Here is a 19,021-nt window from a genome sequence, read left to right as displayed (position 1 = left end):
CGCAGCGCAGCACTCTTGATTCTCCATGAGGTGGCCGCATTTCAGCAGGGTTGCGGCATAATGCGGCAACCCCAACAGGAAGATCCGTGGAAACTCTGACCGACCGTTCCGCACCCGTACTCCCGCTTCGCGACGTGGTGGTCTTCCCCCACATGGCGATTCCGCTGTTCGTGGGCCGCGAGAAATCCATCAAGGCGCTGTCGGCCGCCATGCAGCATGACAAGCGCATCCTGCTGCTTGCCCAGCGCACCGCCGACACCGACGACCCGGCCGAAAAGGACCTGTACGAGGTCGGCACCCTGGCCAGCATCCTGCAGATGCTCAAGCTGCCCGACGGCACCGTGAAGGTGCTGGTGGAGGGCGTGCGCCGTGCCCGCGTGACCCGCCTGGATTTTGGCGGCGAATACCTCGTGGCCGACTGCCAGCCCCTGCCGGAAGACCCGAACACGGTCACCGACGACAAGGAGATCGACGCGATGACGCGCTCGATCCTGGCCCAGTTCGAGCAGTACTCCAAGCTCAACAAGAAGATTCCGGCCGAGCTGCTGCCCTCGCTGGCCAGCATGGACTCGCCCGGCCGCCTGGCCGACACCATCGCCGCGCACCTGAACCTCAAGCTGGAGGACAAGCAGCAGGTCCTGGAGATCCAGGAGCCCAAGCCGCGCCTCGAGCACGTGGCCTCGCAGCTGGAAGGCGAGATCGACGTGCTGCAGATCGAGAAGAAGATCCGCTCGCGCGTGAAGCAGCAGATGGAGAAGAACCAGCGCGAGTACTACCTCAACGAGCAGATGAAGGCCATCCAGAAGGAACTGGGTGACAACGAGGACGGCCCCAGCGAGCTGGAGGAGCTGACCCAGAAGGTCGAGCGCTCCGGCATGCACAAGGAGGCCAAGACCAAGGCCCGCGCCGAGCTCAACAAGCTGAAGATGATGCCGGCGATGTCCGCCGAAGCCACGGTGGTGCGCAACTACCTCGACTGGCTGACGCAGATGCCGTGGAAGCGTCGCAGCAAGACCGTCATCGACCTCAAGGCCTGCCAGGACAAGCTGGACGCCGACCACTATGGCCTGGAGAAGGTCAAGGAACGCATCGTCGAGTATCTGGCGGTGCAGTCGCGCGTCAAGAAGATCAAGGGCCCGATCCTCTGCCTGGTCGGTCCCCCTGGCGTGGGCAAGACCTCGCTCGGCCGCAGCATCGCCGAGTCGGTCAACCGCAAGTTCGTGCGCATGTCGCTGGGCGGCGTGCGCGACGAGGCGGAGATCCGTGGCCATCGCCGCACCTACATCGGCTCCATGCCGGGCAAGATCGTCCAGAACCTGTCCAAGGTGGGCGTGAAGAACCCGCTGTTCCTGCTCGACGAGATCGACAAGATGAGCATGGACTTCCGCGGCGACCCGTCGTCGGCGCTGCTGGAGGTGCTGGACCCGGAGCAGAACGCGACCTTCCAGGATCACTACCTGGAGGTGGACTTCGACCTGTCCGACGTCATGTTCATCGCCACGGCCAACACGCTGAACATCCCCGGTCCGCTGCTGGACCGCATGGAAGTCATCCGCCTGCCGGGCTACACCGAGGACGAGAAGGTCAGCATCGCCAAGCAGTACCTCGTGCCCAAGCAGATGAAGCAGAACGGCCTGAAGGAAGGCGAGCTGGAGATCACCGACGCGGCCCTGCGCGCCGTCGTGCGTACCTACACGCGCGAGGCCGGCGTACGCAAGCTGGAGCAGCACGTCAGCAAGATCGCCCGCAAGACCGTCAAGCAGCTGCTGCTGAAGCCGGCGGACAAGAAGGTCAAGGTCACCGAGAAGAACCTCGACAAGTTCCTCGGCATCCCGCAGTACCGCTACGGCCGCGCCGAGGAGAAGAACCAGATCGGCCAGGTCACCGGCCTGGCCTGGACCGAGGTCGGCGGCGAACTGCTGACGATCGAGGCGGCGCTGACGCCGGGCAAGGGCAAGATGACCCAGACCGGCTCGCTCGGCAACGTCATGCAGGAGTCCATCCAGGCGGCCCTGACCGTGGTGCGTTCGCGCGCCAAGGCCCTGGGCATCGACCCGGAGTTCTACGCCAAGAACGACCTGCACGTGCACGTGCCCGAGGGCGCCACACCCAAGGACGGCCCCTCGGCCGGCATCGCGATGTGCACGGCGCTGGTATCGGCGCTCACCGGCATCCCGGTGCGGGCCGACGTGGCCATGACCGGCGAGATCACGCTGCGCGGCGAGGTGCTGCCCATCGGCGGACTCAAGGAAAAGATGCTCGCGGCCCAGCGCGGCGGCATCCAGACCGTGGTGATCCCGCAGGAGAACGTGAAGGACCTGGCCGACATCCCGGACAACGTCAAGAGCAAGCTCAACATCGAACCGGTCCGCTGGATCGAGGACGTGCTGAAGCTGGCGCTGGAACGCCTGCCGGAGCCCAAGCCGGAAACCGAGGCCACGCCGGCGGCGCCGGCCAACCCGGCCGAAGGCTCGGGCGAGGGTGCCAGGGCGCACTGAAGCCCGGGGAGCAATGAGAAAAAGGGCGCGGAATCCGCGCCCTTTTTCTTTGGCTGGCCCCTGCAGGCCCTGAATGCAGATGTCACCCGGATGACAGGATCGCGGCTTTCGCATCCTCCCGCAGCGACACCGCGTCGCAGCCGCGGCTGATGGCGGTCGCCGTCATCGTGCTGCCGCCGCGGTGTCCGTGACGCTTGCGCGGTTTCTCCTTATATAAGGACAGCAGGCGGGCGATGCGATCCGCAGCGGCATGGGAGGGACGCACTCCATCCGGCGGCTGACAAATTTCGACAGTGCTGCGCGCATTCCGTCGCATCCCGCGGCGCGGGCCTGCGCCGGGCTCCTCCATGCCCCTCGCCGCCGGGAAAATCCCGCGCCGCCGCACTGTTTGGGACGCCTCCACTCATCGTCTTCCGCATGCCGTACATCGCCGTGCTCCAAAAACCTACAGCGCGAATGAATCTCACACGCGAAAATTGGCGCGAGGAATGCTTGTCGTAAAGAGGCTGACAAGTGTTCGCTGCAAAGTGGTTGGGAATGAGGGTGCGACCAGGAGAGGTCCGGGGAACATCGCGGCATCAGATCGCGGGTTCTCGATTGCTGTTTTGATGTGCTTGCTGATTTTGCTCCGACTCTTATGGATGAGTTCCGCCGTTGCGGGAACAGGGTACCGAAGGGATTGCCGTGCGCGGATGCATCTTCTGCCGGCCGACCTTATTCCAGGATCGTCATTGCTTATTCCTGGCGCCAGCCCAGGCTTCATGAATCCTCCGCGGTCGCGCGCCTAGGCGCGGGCCGCCTCGGTGCCGGGAGATAGCCGGTGCCCGCGATCCTCTCCGCGCGCGAGCTGCGCAAGCACTATCCCGGCGTCAAGGCGGTCGACGGCGTCAGCCTCGACGTCGAGCAGGGCCAGTGCCTGGGCCTGCTGGGGCCCAACGGTGCCGGCAAGAGCACCACGGTGGAAATGCTGGAGGGACTGGTGCGTCCGAGCTCGGGCGAGGTCCTGTTTCGCGGCAAGCCGATCGACGCCGGCTACCGCGAGCGCATCGGCATCCAGTTCCAGTACACCGCTCTGCAGGATTTCCTGACGGTGCGCGAGAACCTGCGTTTCTTCGCTTCGCTGTACCGGAAAACGCTCCCGCTGCCGCAGCTGATCGAGGCCTGCAGCCTCGAGGAATACCTGGACCGCGATCACCGCAAGCTGTCCGGCGGCCAGCGCCAGCGCATGCTGCTGGCCATTGCCCTGGTCAACGATCCGGACATCGTCTTCCTCGACGAGCCCACCACCGGCCTCGATCCTCAGGCACGCCGCAATTTCTGGGAACTGGTGCAGGCGATCAAGGCCCGCGGCAAGACCGTGGTGCTGACGACGCACTACATGGAGGAGGCCTACCTCCTCTGTGACGACATCGCGATCATGGACCACGGCCACGTCATCGCCCGCGGCTCGCCGCAGCAGCTGCTGGCCGAGAACTTCAGCGACAGCGTGCTGGAGCTGCCGATCGCCGAGGTGGACGGGCGGGACCTGGGCGAGCTGTCGCTGGTGCGCCGCTCCGACCGCGTCGAGATCATGAGCGCGGACGTCAACGACACCGTGCGGCGGCTGCTGTCCGCCGGCCTGTCGCTGGCGCAGCTCAAGATCCGCCCCCGCACCCTGGAAGACCTCTTCCTCCAGCTCACCGGCACGGAGCTGCGCGCATGAAGCGTCTATGGGCCATGGTCCAGGCACGCCTGCTCGAAGTGGTCCGCGACCGCTCCGCGCTGGCCTGGAACCTGCTGTTCGCGCCGCTGCTGGTGGTGGGCATGGCGGTGGTGTTCTCCGGTGCGCCGCCGCCGCTGTTCAAGGTCGGCGTGCTCGGCGACGCGCCCGACACGCCGCAGACGCATCCGTTCTTCGCCACCGAAGGCACCCGGTTCCACCGCGAGGCGAGCCTGGATGAGGCCATGGTGAAGCTGCAGCGCCAGCGCATCGACCTGCTGCTGGATCCGTCCTCGCAGCCGCTGCGCTACTGGATCAACACGGATTCCGAGAAGGGCCGCCTGCTGCAGTCGCTGCTGCGCAACAGCGATGCGGACGCGGAGGCGCAGCCGGTCAGCGGTGCCTCGATCCGCTATTCCGACTGGCTGGTGCCGGGCCTGCTGGGCCTCAACATCATGTTCTCCTCGCTGTTCGCGATCGGCCACGTGATCGTGCGCTATCGCAAGTCGGGCTATCTCAAGCGCCTCAACGGCACGCCGCTGCGCGCGGTGGAATTCATCAGCGCGCAGATGATCGCCTGCCTGCTGCTGATCGTCGGCATCGCCGCCGGCATGTACGCGGCCACCGACCTGTTCCTGCACCTGCGCATGGAAGGCAGCTATCTCAACCTGCTGCTGGTGGCGGTGCTGGGCTCCATGTCGATGATCGCCATGAGCCTGCTGGTGTCGGCGCGCATCTCCAGCGAGGAACTGTCCGGCGGACTGCTCAACCTGCTGTCCTGGCCGATGGTGGTGCTGTCCGGCGTGTTCTTCTCGCTGGACGGCGCGCCGGCCGTGGTACAGGCCGCGGCCCAGGCCTTCCCCCTGACGCACATGCTGGAAGCGGCCCGCGCGGTGATGCTCGACGGTGCCGGCCTGGCCGATATCGCGCAGTCCCTGGCCGCGCTGGCGGCCATGACGGCGGTGTTCCTGGCAATCGGCGCCGGCTTCTTCCGCTGGTCGCAGGACTGAGGCAGCAAACGCATTCCGGGATCGATCGACATGTCCAACAACCAGAACGAAGCCTCAGCCACTTCCGCTTTGCAGCGGCCGTCCTTCGACCCGCAGCGCTTCGGCATCCTGGCGATCACGCCGCTGGAGCGGGCCGACCTGCCGCTGGCACGCGCGCTGTCGCGCCAGCAGGTGGCGGTGGCCATCGACCTCGGGCGCGATCCCGCCGGGTGGGGTCCGGTGCTGGCGGCCCTGTCCCGCGAACGCAGTGCCGGCCTGGGCCTGCGCCTGCCGGACGGCGTTGCCGCCGGTTCCCAGGAGCTGCCGGCCGCGGCGGACTTCGTGGTGGCGGACGCCACTGCCGAACTGCCGGCCTCCTGGCGCCGGCTCCCCGTCATCGTGCAGGTCTGCTCGGTGGCCGAGGCGGAGCAGGCCCTGGCGGCCGGTGCCGCCGGCCTGATCGCCAAGGGGCAGGAGAGCGGTGGCCGCATCGGTGAGGAAAGCAGCTTCGTGCTGCTGCAGCGCCTGGTGCCGCTGGCCCGGGCGGCCGGCGTGCCGGTCTGGTGCCAGGGCGGCATCGCCCTGCATACCGCGGCCGGTGCCGTGGCCGGCGGTGCCTTCGGCGTGGTGCTCGATTCCGTCCTCGGTGCCTTCCCCGAATCCTCGCTGCCGGCGGAGCTCAAATCGCAGCTGCTGGCGATGGACGGCAGCGAGGTGCGCGCCGCCGCCGGATACCAGGTCCATGCGCGCAGCCCGCGCGAGATCGCCGCGCTCGATGCCATGGACGCCGGCGCGCTGCGCGCCGCACTGGCTTCCGGCACGCTGCTGCCGCTGGGCCAGGATGCCTCGCTGTCGCGCCTGCTCCTGAACGACTGCCCGAACCTGGAAGCCCTGTTGCAGACGCTGCGCCAGCGCATCGCCGGCCAGTTGCGCCAGGCGCAGGCGCTGCGCGTGCTCGACGAGGGCAATGCCTGGGCGCGGTCCCATGGCACGCGTTACCCCGTGGCGCAGGGTCCGATGACCCGCGTCAGCGATACCGCCGCATTCTCGGCGGCGGTGGCGGAGCAGGGCGGCCTGCCGTTCCTGGCCCTGTCGCTGATGAAGGAGCAGCCCTCGCGCGAGCTGCTGGAAGCCACCCGGGCCCAGGTCGGCGACCGTCCCTGGGGCGTCGGCTTGCTGGGCTTCGCCGCGCCCGAGATCCTCGATCCGCAGCTGGAGCTGGTGAAGCAGATCAAGCCGCCGGTGCTGCTGCTGGCCGGCGGCCGTCCGGCGCAGGCCCGGCCCTTCGTCGAGATGGGCATCGCCACCTACCTGCACGTGCCCTCGCCAGGCCTGCTGGACATCTTCCTGAAGGATGGCGCCACGCATTTCGTGTTCGAGGGCCGCGAGTGCGGCGGCCATGTCGGACCGCGCTACAGCTTCGTGCTCTGGGAGCAGGCGCTGGCGCTGCTGGCCCAGGTCGAACAGCCCGAGAAGCTGCACATCCTGTTCGCCGGCGGCATCCATGACGAGCGCTCCAGCGCCATGGTCGCGGCCATCGCCGCGCCGCTGGCGGCGCGCGGCGCCAGGATCGGCGTGCTGATGGGCACCGCCTACATCGCCACCGCCGAGGCGGTGACGCATGGGGCCGTGCTGGAAGGCTTCCAGCGCAAGGCCCTGGAGGGCGGCGAGACCGCCCTGGTCGAAACCGCGCCGGGCCATGCCATCCGCTGCCTGCCATCGGGCTTCATGGACCTGTTCGCGCGCGAGAAGGCTCGCCTGCAGGCCGAGGGCGTCGACACCAAGGAAGCCTGGAAGGCGCTGGAGGCGCTGACCGTGGGCCGCCTGCGCATCGCCACCAAGGGCGTGGACTACATCGACGGCCGCCTGGCGCCGGTGGATGCCGCGGCGCAGGAAGCCGAGGGCATGTACATGATCGGCCAGGTGATCGCCATGAAGCAGGCGGTCACCACCATCGCGGACCTGCATGCGCAGGTCACGCGCGGCGCCGTGCAGTACCTGGACTCGGTGCGGCCGCCGGCGCTGCCGCGCGCAGCGCAGGCCGAGCCCGTCGCCATCGTCGGCATGGCCTGCCTCTATCCGGGCTCGCCGGACCTGGAATCCTACTGGGGCAACATCCTCGAAGGCCGCGACCTGATCGGCGAGGTGCCGGCGGACCGCTGGAGCGTCGCGCAGTACTACCGCGGCGCCGACGCGCCGGCGGACAAGAGCGTCAGCAAGTGGGGCGGCTTCATCGCCGACACGCCGTTCGATCCGCTGCAGTACGGCATCCCGCCGGCCTCGCTGGCGGCGATCGAGCCGGTGCAGCTGCTGTCGCTGGAAGTGACGCGCCAGGCGCTGAAGGACGCCGGCTACGACAGCCGCTGGTTCGACCGCGAGAAGACCTCGGTGATCTTCGGTGCCGAGGCCGGCATGGACCTGGGCAACCAGTACACCTTCCGCAACCTGTTCCCGCAGTACTGCGGCGAGCTGCCGCCGGCCCTGGCCGCGGCGCTGCCCTCGCTGACCGAGGATTCCTTCCCGGGCATGCTGGTCAACGTCATCTCCGGCCGCATCGCCAACCGCCTGGGCCTGGGCGGCGTGAACTACGCCGTGACCTCCGCCTGCGCCAGCTCGCTGACCGCGATCGAACTGGGCGTGAAGGAACTGCGCGCCGGCAGCAGCGAGGTGGTGCTGGCCGGCGGCGCCGACTTCCACAACGGCATCGCCGATTTCCTGATGTTCTCCTCGGTGGGCGCACTGTCGGCCAAGGGCCGCTGCCGCTCCTTCGACAACGAGGCCGACGGCATCGCCCTGGGCGAGGGCGTGGGCGTGGTGGTGCTCAAGCGCCTGGCCGACGCCGAGCGCGACGGCGACCGCATCTACGCCGTGATCGACGGCATCGCCGGATCCAGCGACGGCAAGGGCCTGGGCCTGACCGCGCCGCGCAAGGAAGGCCAGAAGCGCGCCCTGGAACGTGCCTACTGGCAGGCCGGCCTGCTGCCGGCCGAGGTCGGCCTGGTGGAAGCCCACGGCACCGGCACGGTGGTGGGCGACCGCACCGAGCTGAAGACCCTGACCGAGGTCTACCTGGCCGGCGGCGCGCTGCCGGGCCAGGCGGCGCTGGGTTCGGTGAAGAGCCAGATCGGCCACACCAAGTGTGCCGCCGGCATCGCCGGCCTGATCAAGGTGGCCAAGGCGCTGCACCATCGGGTGCTGCCGCCCACCGGGCAGGTGACCCGGCCGAACGCCGCCTGGCGCCCGGACAGCAGTCCCTTCCAGCTCAACCGCCAGCCGGCGCCCTGGCTGCCGCAGGCGCCGACGGCTCGCGGCGCGGTCAGCGCCTTCGGCTTCGGCGGCACCAACTTCCATGCGGTGCTGTCGGCCTATCCGGCGCACCAGAGCGCCATCGGTGCCGCCGCCTGGCCGGCGGAGCTGTTCGTGCTGCGCGGCGCCGGCCGCGCCGAGGCGGAGGCCACGCTGAAGCGCCTGGCCGGATTCCTCGCTGCCTCCGATGCGCCGTTGTCGCTGCGCGACCTGGCGCGCAGCGCCTGGGAAGCGGGCGAGGGCGCGGTGCAGTTCGCCTTCGTGGCCGCCGACACCGGCGAGCTGTCGCAGCGCATCGCCGCGCTGCTGGCCGGCGGCAAGGCCGGCGCGCGGGCCGATGACGCCGCTCCCGGCAAGCTGGCCCTGCTGTTCTCCGGCCAGGGCAGCCAGTACCCCGGCATGCTGCGCGAGCTGCTGGTCTACTTCCCGCCGGCCGCGGAGCTGCTCGCCGCGGCGCGCCAGGAGCTGCCGTACATCTACCCCACGACGGCCTACGACGACGACGCGCGCCGCCGCCAGCAGCAGGCGCTGACCGACACCCGCCGCGCGCAGCCGGCCCTGGGCCTGGTGGAATTCGCCGCCTTCGAATGGTTGCGCGGCCTCGGCCTGAAGCCGGACATGGCGGCGGGGCACAGCTACGGCGAACTGGCCGCGCTGGCCACCGCCGGCGCCTTCGACGCCGCCACGCTGCTGGCGCTGTCGCGCGCCCGAGCGGAAGCGATCGTCTCCGCCGTCGGCGGCGGAGACAATGGCGCGATGGCCGCGGTGCGCCTGGACACGACGGCGCTGGCGCCGCTGCTGGAGGGCTTCCCCGGCGTGGTGATGGCCAACCAGAACTCGCCGGTGCAGACCGTGATCTCCGGTCCCAGCGCCGCGATCGAGGCGGCCTGCGCCTTCCTGTCGCAGCAGAACATCGGCTGCAAGCGCATCGAAACCGACTGCGCCTTCCATTCGCCGCTGATGGCCGCCGCCGAGGCGCGCTACGCCGAGGCCCTGCGCGGGCAGGCGGTGGGCGCCCTGCAGTGGCCGGTGTACTCCAACCGCAGCGCCGAGCCGCACCGCGATGACGCAGAGGCGATTCGCCGCGAACTGGCCAGCCATATCGTCAGCCCGGTGCGCTTCGTCGCCGAGATCGAGCGCATGCACGAGGACGGCGCGCGCCTGTTCCTGGAGATCGGCCCGCGCAAGGTGCTGACCGGCCTGGTCGGACGCATCCTCAGGGATCGTCCGCACGGCACCCTCGCACTCGATCCGGAGGAACGCGGCCTCGCCGGGCTGCTGGAGACTCTGGCGCAACTGGCACTGCGGTTGCCGGGCTTCGACGCCACGGCCCTGTTCGCCGGACGCGCGCAGGTCCTGGACCTGTCGCAGCCGCGCAAGCTGGCGGCCACCACCTGGCTGGTCAACGGCGGCCATGCGCGCCCGCTGCGGGGTGCGGCCCCGGCCCATGGCGCGGCCCTGATCACCGCTCCGGTGGTGGAGTTCGGCGCCGCCGCCGGCACCGTCGTGATGCCGGCGCTGGCCGCCACCAGCAGTGTCGGCGAGCAGGCCCTGATCGGCTACCTCGGCAACATGCGCGAACTGGTCAACGCCCAGCGGGACGTGCTGCTCGGCTTCTTCGGCGCGCCCGCTCCGGCACGCCTCGGCGAACGCCCGCTCCCGGCGCTCCCGGCCGTGACCGTCGCCGCCACGCCGGCCGTCACCGTCACGGTCAGCACGCCGGCCGCCCCGGCGGCGCCGGACAGCCAGCCGGCGCTGCTGGCCATCGTCAGCGAGCGCACCGGCTACCCGGCCGACATGCTCGACCTGGACCTGGATCTCGAGGCGGACCTGTCGATCGACTCGATCAAGCGCCTGGAGATCGTCGGCGAGCTGGCGCAGCGCCTGTCGCTGCGCAGCGCGCTCGGTGCCGATGCCGACAAGCTGCTGGACCAGCTTGCGGCGCAGAAGACGCTGCGCGCCGTGCTCGGCTGGCTGTCCGACAGGCTGCCGGCGGCGGCACCCGCCACGACCACGGTCTCCATCGGCCAGGGCAGCGGCAAGGTCGAGGTCGCGGTGGCGGTGCCCGCCGCCGCGCCGCCGGTCTCGCAGCTGCTGCTGGACATCGTCAGCCAGGGCACCGGCTATCCGCCGGAAGCGCTGGACCTGGACCTGGACCTGGAAGCCGACCTGTCGATCGACTCGATCAAGCGCCTGGAGGTGGTCGGCCAGCTCGGCACGCGCCTGGGCGTCGCCAGTGGCAGCGACCGCGATGCGATGCAGGAGCAGCTCTCCCGGCTCAAGACGCTGCGCGCGATGATCGCCTGGCTGGAGCAGCGCCATCCCGCTGCCGCGGCACAGGCCGCCGCGGCGCCGGAGTCCGCCGCAGCGCCCGGCATCCCGCTGGAACGCTACGTGCTGCGCCGCCAGGACGCGCCGCCGACGGTGCCGGCGCAGATCAGCCTCACCGGCAAGCACTTCCTGCTCAGCGACGACCGCCTGGGCCTGGCGGAGCGTGTCGCCGCGCTGCTGATCGCCCGGGGCGCCGCGGTGGAGATCGTGGACTTCCCCAGCGCCAAGGTGCTGCCCACCGACCTGGACCGGATCGACGGCCTGATCCACCTGTGGAGCCTCAATCCCGCCAGCCGCCTGCGCGACGTCAAGCGCTTCTTCGCGGTGGCGCGAGAGGCGCTGCAGAAGAACGGGCGGCACCTGCTGGTGGCCAGCGCCCTGGGCGGCGACTTCGGCGCCTCCGGTGCCAACTTCCGCCGCGGCGCCGGTTTCGCCGGCCTGGTCAAGTCGGTGGTCAAGGAATTCCCCGAGCTGCGCGCGCACTGGGTGGACTTCGACCTCTCCGAGTCGCTGGATGCCATCGCGCGCCATATCGAGGCCGAACTGCTGGCGGCCAACCCGCTGCCGGAGGTCGCCTACCAGGGCGGTCGCCGCCATGTGCGCGAGATCGTGCCCACCGAGCTGACCCGCGGCTCGCTGGACGGCCTGCCGCTGACGCCGGAGAGCACCGTGCTGATCACCGGCGGCGCGCGCGGCATCACGGCGCTGATCGCCATCGAGCTGGCCAAGCGCTACCGCTGCCACCTGGAGGTCGTCGGCCGTTCGCCGATGCCCACCGGCGAGGAGAGCGCCCAGACCCGCGGCATCGACGATCCGCGCAAGCTGCGCCAGGCCCTGCTGGCGGCCGATCCCCGGCAGAAGCCGGCCGAGATCGAGCAGCAGGCGCGCCGCATCCTGGCGGACCGCGCCGCGCGCGAGACCTACGCCCAGGTGATCGCCGCCGGCGGCAGCCTCAACTTCACGCGCCTGGACGTGCGCGACGGCAAGGCCTTCCTGGCCTTCATCGACGGCGTCTACGAGCGCCGCGGCCGCATCGACGGCGTGATCCACGGTGCCGGCGTGGTCGAGGACAAGCTGGTCCGCGACAAGACCGACGAGAGCTTCGGCCGCGTGTTCGACACCAAGGTCGGCGGTGCGCTGGCGCTGCGCAAGCGCATCCGCGACGACGTCAAGTTCGTGGTGTTCTTCTCCAGCGTCGCCAGCGCCTTCGGCAACCGCGGCCAGGTGGACTATGCCTCCGCCAACGACGTCCTCGACAAGCTGGCCTATAGCTGGCAGCAGCGCATCTCCGGGCGCGTGCTGTCGGTGAACTGGGGCCCCTGGGCCGACACCGGCATGGTTTCCGAGTCGCTCAAGAACGAGTACCAGCGCAAGGGCATCGGCCTGATTCCGCAGCAAGAGGGCGTCGCCGCCCTGCTGCGCGAGCTGGCCCAGGCGCAGGGTGATTCGCAGGTGGTGCTGATGTGCGGCAAGCCGGAGAGCTTCGACGGCCGCGCCGCGCCCGGCACGCGGGAGGTCGGCGCTTGACCCAGCGCATCGCCATCGTCGGTCTCGCCTGCCTGTTCCCTGGCGCGCCCGACCTTGGGCGCTTCTGGCGCAACATCGTCGACGGCGTCGACGCCATCGGCGAGGTGCCGGCCGGACGCTGGGATGCGCAGTTCTACGATCCGGACTCGAAGGAGATCGACCGCTTCTACTGCAAGCGCGGCGGCTTCGTCGACGAGCATGCCGACTTCGATCCGCTGCCGTTCGGCGTGATGCCCCGCGCCACCGACTCGGTGGAGCCCGACCAGCTGCTGACGCTCAAGATCGGCTACGAGGCGCTGCGCGATGCCGGCTACGAGCACCGGCCCTTCCCGCGGGCGCGCACCGGCGTGATCGTCGGCCGCGGCAACTATGTCGGTGCGGGCGTGCTGCGCCTGGAGCAGCACGTGCGCCTGCTGCCGCAGATCCTGCAGACCCTGGGCGACCTGTTCCCGGACCTGTCCGCCGAAGCCCTGGCGGCGGTGCGCAACCGCCTGCAGCGGCAGTTCGCCTACTACGGCCCGGACGTGGCCGTGGGCATGATTCCCAACCTGCTGGCCTCGCGCCTGGCCAACCGCCTGGACCTGCATGGCCCGGCGTACACCGTCGATGCGGCCTGCGCCAGCTCGCTGATCGCGGTGGAGCAGGCCTGCGCGGCGCTGCGGCGCGGCGAGACCGACATGATGCTGGTGGGCGGCGCCCACCTGACGCATGACCTGACGTTCTGGGCGACCTTCTGCCAGCTCGGTGCGCTGTCGCGGCGCGGCGTGGTCAGCCCGCTGTCGGCGGACGCCGACGGCATCCTGGCGGGCGAGGGCGTGGGCATGGCCGTGCTCAAGCGCCTGGACGACGCGCTGGCGGACGGCGACCGCATCTACGCCGTGATCGAGGGCGTCGGTTCCTCCAGCGACGGCCGCGCCGCGAGCCTGGTGGCGCCCTCGGCCACCGGCCAGCGCATCGCGCTGGACAAGGCCTGGGCAGGGCTGCCCTTCGGCCGCGAGACCATCGGCCTGGTCGAGGCCCACGGCACCGGCACGCCCACCGGCGATGCCGTGGAGTTGGAGACCCTCGGCGAATTCTTCGGCCCGCACGAGGGCGAGGGTGTCCGCCCGGTGATCGGCTCGGTGAAGTCGATGATCGGGCACGCCATGCCGGCCTCGGGCATGGCCAGCCTGATCAAGACCGCGCTGTCGGTCTACCACGGCGTGCTGCCGCCGACGCTGCACTGCGAGAATCCGCATCCGAAGCTCGCCCAGACGCGCTTCCGCACGATCGGCGCCGGCGAGCCCTGGTCCACCCCGCGCGAGGAACGCGTGGCGGCGCTCAATGCCTTCGGCTTCGGCGGCATCAACGCCCACGTCGTGCTGCGCGGCCTGCCGCAGCTTCCGGCGCAACCGGCCGCCGGGCTGTCGCCGGTACTGATGCTGTCGGCCGACACGCCGCAGCAGCTGCTGGCGCGTCTGGATGCCGGCGAGCGCGACGCCGAGCCGCAGCCTGGCCGCTGCCGCCTGCTGGTACTGTCGCCGGATGCGAAGAAGCTGGCCACCGCGCGCAAGGCCGTGGCCAGCGGCAAGCCCTGGCCGGGCCGCCAGCAGATCTGGTTCTCGCCGGCCGGCCTGCTCGGCGAGGGCGGCGGCAAGCTGGCCTTCGTGTTCCCCGGCGTGGACAGCACGTTCCAGCCGCAGGCGGCGGACCTCGCCGGGTACTTCGGCAAGCCGCTGCCGCCGCACTGCGAGGCGCAGGACCCCAGCGTCTCGCTGAGCCGCATGGTGGTGGGGCTGCTCGGCTTCAACCGCTACCTGTTCGACCGGCTGGGCGAGCTGGGCATCCAGGCCGACGCCTACGCCGGGCACAGCGTGGGCGAGTGGAGCGCCATGCTCTGCTCCGGGATGATGGACCAGGCCCTCTCCGACCGCACCAACGCCGGCCTGGACTTCGACTCCGTGAAGTTCCCGGATCTGCAGTTCCTCGCCGCTTCCTGCGACGAGGCGCGCCTGCGCGCGGCCATGCAGGGCCTGGAGCGTATCGCGATCTCGCACGACAACTGCCCGCACCAGGTCATCGCCTGCGGCTCGCGCGAGTCCATCGCCGTGGTGGCGGCTCGCCTGCGCGAGTCGGCCATCTTCGCCAACGTGCTGCCCTTCGTTTCCGGCTTCCACTCGCCGCTGTTCGCCGGCCACATGGACTGGTACCGCGAGTTCTTCGGCGCCGCCGAGCTGGTGGAGCCGGCCGTGCCGGTATGGTCGGCGACCAGCACGGCGCCGTTCCCGCCGGATCTCGAAGGCAAGCGCCAGCTGGCCCTGGATCACCTGCTGCAGCCGGTGCGCTTCCGCGAACTGACCGGAAAGCTGCACGACGAGGGCTTCCGCGTGTTCGTCGAGGTGGGCACCGGTTCGCTGACCGGCTTCATCGACGACACACTGTCCGGCCGCCCGCACCTGGCGCTGCGCGCCAACCACGAGGCACGCAGCGGCATGGCGCAGCTGCAGCAGCTCTGCGCCGCGCTGTGGGTGGAGGGCGCCCAGTTCGATACCCGCCTGCTGGTGGCCGCGCCGCCGCTGCCGGCCGCCGTGCCGGAACCGGTGCGCAGCGCGGGCAGCCGTCGCCTGTCGCTGGGCGTGCCGCTGGTGCGCCTGCCGCAGCCGCTGGAGCCGGAGTTGCTGCCGGCGCGCCTGTCGCCGTCCGCCGCATCCGGCCTGCCGCCGGTGGCCGCCAACGATCCCGTGGGCCGCCTGGTGCGCGACACGCTGGCCGACATCGAGCGCGCCGGCCGAGAGGTGCTGGCAGCCTGGCAGCAGCATCGCGGGCAGGGCGCCGCCGCTGCCGCACCTCCCGCCGGCCGGCCGGCGCTGCCGGGCCGCGTGCAGCGCCTGCTCGACATCGGCCGGACCATTCCCTACGTCTGCGACCACGAGCTCTACCCGCAGCGTCCGGGCTGGCCGATCGTCGCCGACCGCCACCCGGTAGTGCCGATGACCATGGAGGTCATGCTGGTGCGCGAGGCGGTGGAGGAGGCCCTGCCTGCGCTGAAGGTGGTGGAGGTCGCCCGCATCCAGGCCTACAGCTGGCTGGCGGTGTCGCGCCAGCTCAATGTCGACATCACGCTGAAATGGATCGCGGACGACCGCATCGAGACCGAGATCGTCGGCTACTTCAAGGCCGAGGTCCGCGTCGCGGCGGAGTATCCGCCGGCCGAGCTGGGCGCAGCGGCGCCGCTGCAGTCGCCGCGCGCCACGGCGGTGGACGCCGCCGACCTGTACCGCGAAGGCTGGATGTTCCATGGGCCGGCCTACCAGGGCGTGGCCGCCTTCCGGGGCATCGGCGACAACGGCATCGACGGCCGCCTGCGCGTGCCGGAAGGCAAGGGCGCCCTGCTCGACAACATGGGGCAGCTCGCCGGCTACTGGGTCATGGAACAGCCGCAGGATTGCCTGGCGATGCCGATCGGCGTCGATTCCATCCGCTTCTTCGCCCCGGACCCGGCTCCCGGCGAAGAACTGGAAGCCCAGGTCCGCATCGCGGAGCTGGACGAGCTGAACTGCGTCACCGACCACCAGCTGCGCGATGCCCAGGGTCGCCTGCGCATCGCCATCGGCGGCTGGCGCACGCGCCGCTACCAGATGGACAAGGCTTTCTGGGTGGCCAGCCGCAAGCTGTCGCAGCTGCAGGCCTCGCAGTTCGTGCCGCCCAACGTCGCCCTGTTCGAGGACCGCTACGACACCGCGATCCTGCGCGACTACATCAGCCGCCGCTATCTCAGTGCCGGCGAGCGCGCCGCCTACGACACGCTGTCGCCGCGCCGCCGCCGCCAGTGGCTGGCCGGGCGCGTCGCCGCCAAGGACGCCGTGCGCGCCTGGCTGCGGCGCGAACGCGGCATCGACGCCGTGTGGCCGCAGGAATTCACCGTGATCAACGACGAGGCCGGTGCGCCGCGCCTGCGGGCCAACGTCACCTCCACCCTGCCGGAGGGCCTGCAGGTCTCGCTGGCGCACAAGGGCAAGCTCGCGGTGGCCATCGTCGGCGAGCAGCCGGTGGGCATCGACATCGAGCGCATCGAGCCGCGCGAGCCCGGTTTCCTGGAGATGGCCTTCACGCCGGCGGAACTGGCGTTGCTGGCCGGCGCCGACCCTGACGCCGAGTACACCCGCGGCTGGGTCGCCAAGGAAGTGGTGGCCAAGGCCGCCGGGACCGGGCTGCAGGGACGGCCGCGCGACTACGTGATCGAGGCCCGCGACGGCGACTGCCTTTGCGTCAACGGCCGCTGGGTGGTCACCCATCCGCTGCGCGACTGCATCGTCGGCTGGAGCCTGCCGGCGGCACCGCAGGAACGGGCCGAGGCCATCGCCGAGGCGGCGCAGGGCTGACTCCGGGAAGATTTCAGGAAAACAAGAAAGATGAGCAAGCACTACGACGACATCCTCTCCCTGGTGATCGGCAAGATCCGCAGCACCATCAACGAGGACTGGATCCAGGACTTCGAGATCGAAGGCGAGACCCGCTTCAATACCGACCTGGAGATCGAGAGCATCGAGTTCGTGAAGATCGCCGACGCGATCCAGGCGCATTACGGCACGCAGCTCGATATCGTCGGCTGGCTGTCCGGCAAGAGCATCCACGAGCTGATCGGCCTGTCGGTGGGCGAGCTGGCTTCCTTCATCGCCGGCGCGGTGCCGGAACAGGGCTGAGTCCGCACATGGCGCGCATCCTCTTCACCGTTCCGCCGCTGACCGGGCACCTGAACCCGGCACTGGCCGTGGCCGATGCGCTGTCCCGCCAGGGACACGAGCTGGCCTGGGCGGTGCATGCGGCGCAGATCGGCGACAAGCTGCCGGAGGGCGCGCGCGTCTATGCCCTGGACCATGGCGACGGCGCCGATCCCGGCATCGCCGCGCCGCAGGTTCGCGGCCTGGAGAGCGTGCGGCTGTTCTTCGAGGACTATGCGCTGCCGCTGGCCGAGCGCGTGCTGGCGCCGATGGAAGCGGCCGTGCGCGACTTCTCGCCGGACGCCATGGTGGTGGACCACCAGATGCTGGGCGGCGCCCTGGTTGCGCGCAAGCTGGGCGTCCCCTGGGTCAGCCAGGTCACCACCTCGGCCTCGATCCTGAAGATGTCGCCGGTGCTGGATGCCTGGGTGGCCGAGCAGTACCTGGCGCTGCAGCGCCGCTACCTGCCGGAGGACCTGATCGTCGAGCGGCCGGACTTCTCGCCGCACCGGGTCATCGTGTTCTCCATCGAGACCCTCCCCGGTGACCGCCATGCGCGGGTGGATGCGCCCTACGCCTTCGTCGGCCCGGTGCGCGGCGAGGGGCGCCGCCAGATCGAGTTCCCCTGGGAGTGGCTGCGCCAGGACCGCCGCAAGCTGCTGGTGTCCCTGGGCACGGTCAGCCGCGACCGCGATACCCGCTTCTTCGAGGTGGTGATGGAAGCCGTCTCCGGCATGCCGGAGGTGCAGGCCGTGCTGGTGGCGCCGGAGTCGCTGGCGGCAAGCGCGCCGGACAACGTGCTGGTGCGCGGCTACGTGCCTCAGACCGAACTGCTGCGCCATGTCGACGGCGTGATCTGCCATGCCGGGCACAACACCGTCTGCGAGGCCCTGTCCTGCGGCCTGCCGATGATCGTCGCGCCGATCCGCGACGACCAGCCGGTGATCGCGCGCCAGGTGATCGACGCCGGTGCCGCGCTGTTCGTGCGCCAGGGCAAGGTCACGGCGGCGGCGATGCGCACGGCCATCGCCAACCTGCTGGGCACGCCCTCGCTGGCCGACAGCGCGCGGCGGCTCTCGCAAGAACTGCTGGCCGCCCCGGGGGCTCCCGGGGCGGCGCGAATCATCCTGGCGCTCGCAGCCGCGGCGCCGGCATCCCTGGAGCTAGCCTAGTCATGCAAATGATCTCCGTGAATGGCGCCGAGCTGTCCTCGATGGACCTCGGCCGCGACAAGGGTTCGGCCGTGGTGATGCTGCACGGCCTGGTCTCGGGCAACATGGCGAGCTGGTACTCGTCGGTGGCGACGCCGTTGTCCGGCGAACGCCGCGTAGTGCTCTACGACCAGCGCGGCCACGGCGGCAGCAGCATCCCGGGCTCCGGCTTCGACCTGGACAGCCAGGCGGCGGACCTGCAGGCGGTGATCGCGCACCACGGCCTCTCCGGCCAGCCGGTGGACCTGGTGGGCCACAGCATGGGGGCGCTGGTGGCCCTGCGCTTCGCGCTGCGCCATCCGCGGCAGCTGCGACGCCTGGTGCTGGTGGACGCGCCGATGCCGGCGCGCGACTACGTGGCGCCCAGCCTGCTCGGCGTGACCTCGCCGGCGGCGCTGGCGGACTACGTCGAGAACCACCTCGTGGGCCTGACCGGCCGCCGCCGCGAGCGCCTGCACCAGCGCCTCTCGGCCCTGTTCTTCGGTTCCACCCTGATGCGCGACGTGCTGGCGATGGCCTCCGAGCCGGACGCCGAGCTGGCGGCGCTGGATCGCCCCGTGCTGCTGGTGTACGGACGCCGCTCGCCCTGCCTGGCTGCCGGTCAGCACCTGCTGCGCACGCTGCCCCGGGCGCAGCTGGAACTGCTGGACTGCGGCCACTACGTCATCGAGGAATCGCCGGCCGCGCTGCGCGCGCTGGTCGACCGCTTCCTGTCGGTGGATGGCGCCCCGGCGCTCGGGATCGCCGCCTGACAACGACA

At 70.6% G+C, this 19,021-nt stretch carries 9 protein-coding genes; 8 read left to right on the top strand and 1 reads right to left on the bottom strand.

Annotation, left to right across the window (positions count from 1 at the left end; all coding sequences use genetic code 11):
- Window positions 1-152 precede the first annotated feature (152 nt).
- A complete protein-coding gene (gene lon, locus C3942_RS16115) occupies window positions 153-2,498 on the top strand; it encodes an endopeptidase La (protein ID WP_366516631.1) in 2,346 nt (781 codons plus the stop codon).
- 82 nt (window positions 2,499-2,580) lie between these two features.
- Here the strand turns inward: lon and C3942_RS22095 are convergent, their stop codons facing one another.
- Window positions 2,581-2,847 carry a hypothetical protein gene (locus C3942_RS22095; protein ID WP_133164326.1) on the bottom strand — a complete coding sequence of 89 codons (267 nt, stop codon included), beginning with the start codon at window positions 2,845-2,847 and terminating at the stop codon, window positions 2,581-2,583.
- Window positions 2,848-3,318: 471 nt separating this feature from the next.
- Between C3942_RS22095 and C3942_RS16110 the strand changes: the two genes are divergently transcribed.
- Genes C3942_RS16110 through C3942_RS16080 form a run of 7 tightly spaced genes read left to right on the top strand, consistent with a single transcriptional unit; the run spans window position 3,319 to window position 19,013 of the window.
- The gene (locus tag C3942_RS16110; RefSeq protein ID WP_104231389.1) at window positions 3,319-4,200 is read left to right on the top strand and encodes an ABC transporter ATP-binding protein; all 882 of its coding nucleotides are present in this window, start codon (window positions 3,319-3,321) and stop codon (window positions 4,198-4,200) included.
- Entirely contained in the window at window positions 4,197-5,207 is a 1,011-nt protein-coding gene (locus C3942_RS16105) for an ABC transporter permease (protein ID WP_104231388.1), read from the top strand. Before C3942_RS16110 ends, C3942_RS16105 begins: the two co-directional genes overlap by 4 nt.
- Before the next feature lie 30 nt (window positions 5,208-5,237).
- Window positions 5,238-12,350, top strand: a complete 7,113-nt coding sequence (locus C3942_RS16100) for a type I polyketide synthase (protein WP_104231387.1) — start codon at window positions 5,238-5,240, stop codon at window positions 12,348-12,350.
- Complete coding sequence (locus tag C3942_RS16095) at window positions 12,347-16,711, top strand: type I polyketide synthase (RefSeq protein WP_104231386.1); 4,365 nt, start codon at window positions 12,347-12,349, stop codon at window positions 16,709-16,711. The genes C3942_RS16100 and C3942_RS16095 overlap by 4 nt, the downstream gene beginning before the upstream one ends.
- A 30-nt stretch (window positions 16,712-16,741) precedes the next feature.
- The gene (locus C3942_RS16090; RefSeq protein WP_104231385.1) at window positions 16,742-17,032 is read left to right on the top strand and encodes an acyl carrier protein; all 291 of its coding nucleotides are present in this window, start codon (window positions 16,742-16,744) and stop codon (window positions 17,030-17,032) included.
- Between the two features lie 8 nt (window positions 17,033-17,040).
- Entirely contained in the window at window positions 17,041-18,222 is a 1,182-nt protein-coding gene (locus C3942_RS16085) for a glycosyltransferase (RefSeq protein WP_104231384.1), read from the top strand.
- Window positions 18,223-18,224: 2 nt separating this feature from the next.
- A complete protein-coding gene (locus C3942_RS16080) occupies window positions 18,225-19,013 on the top strand; it encodes an alpha/beta fold hydrolase (protein WP_104231383.1) in 789 nt (262 codons plus the stop codon).
- Window positions 19,014-19,021 lie beyond the last annotated feature (8 nt).

The organism is Solimonas fluminis, assembly GCF_002930645.1.
Lineage (GTDB): Bacteria > Pseudomonadota > Gammaproteobacteria > Nevskiales > Nevskiaceae > Solimonas_A > Solimonas_A fluminis.
This window is presented reverse-complemented; position numbering and strand designations above follow the sequence as displayed.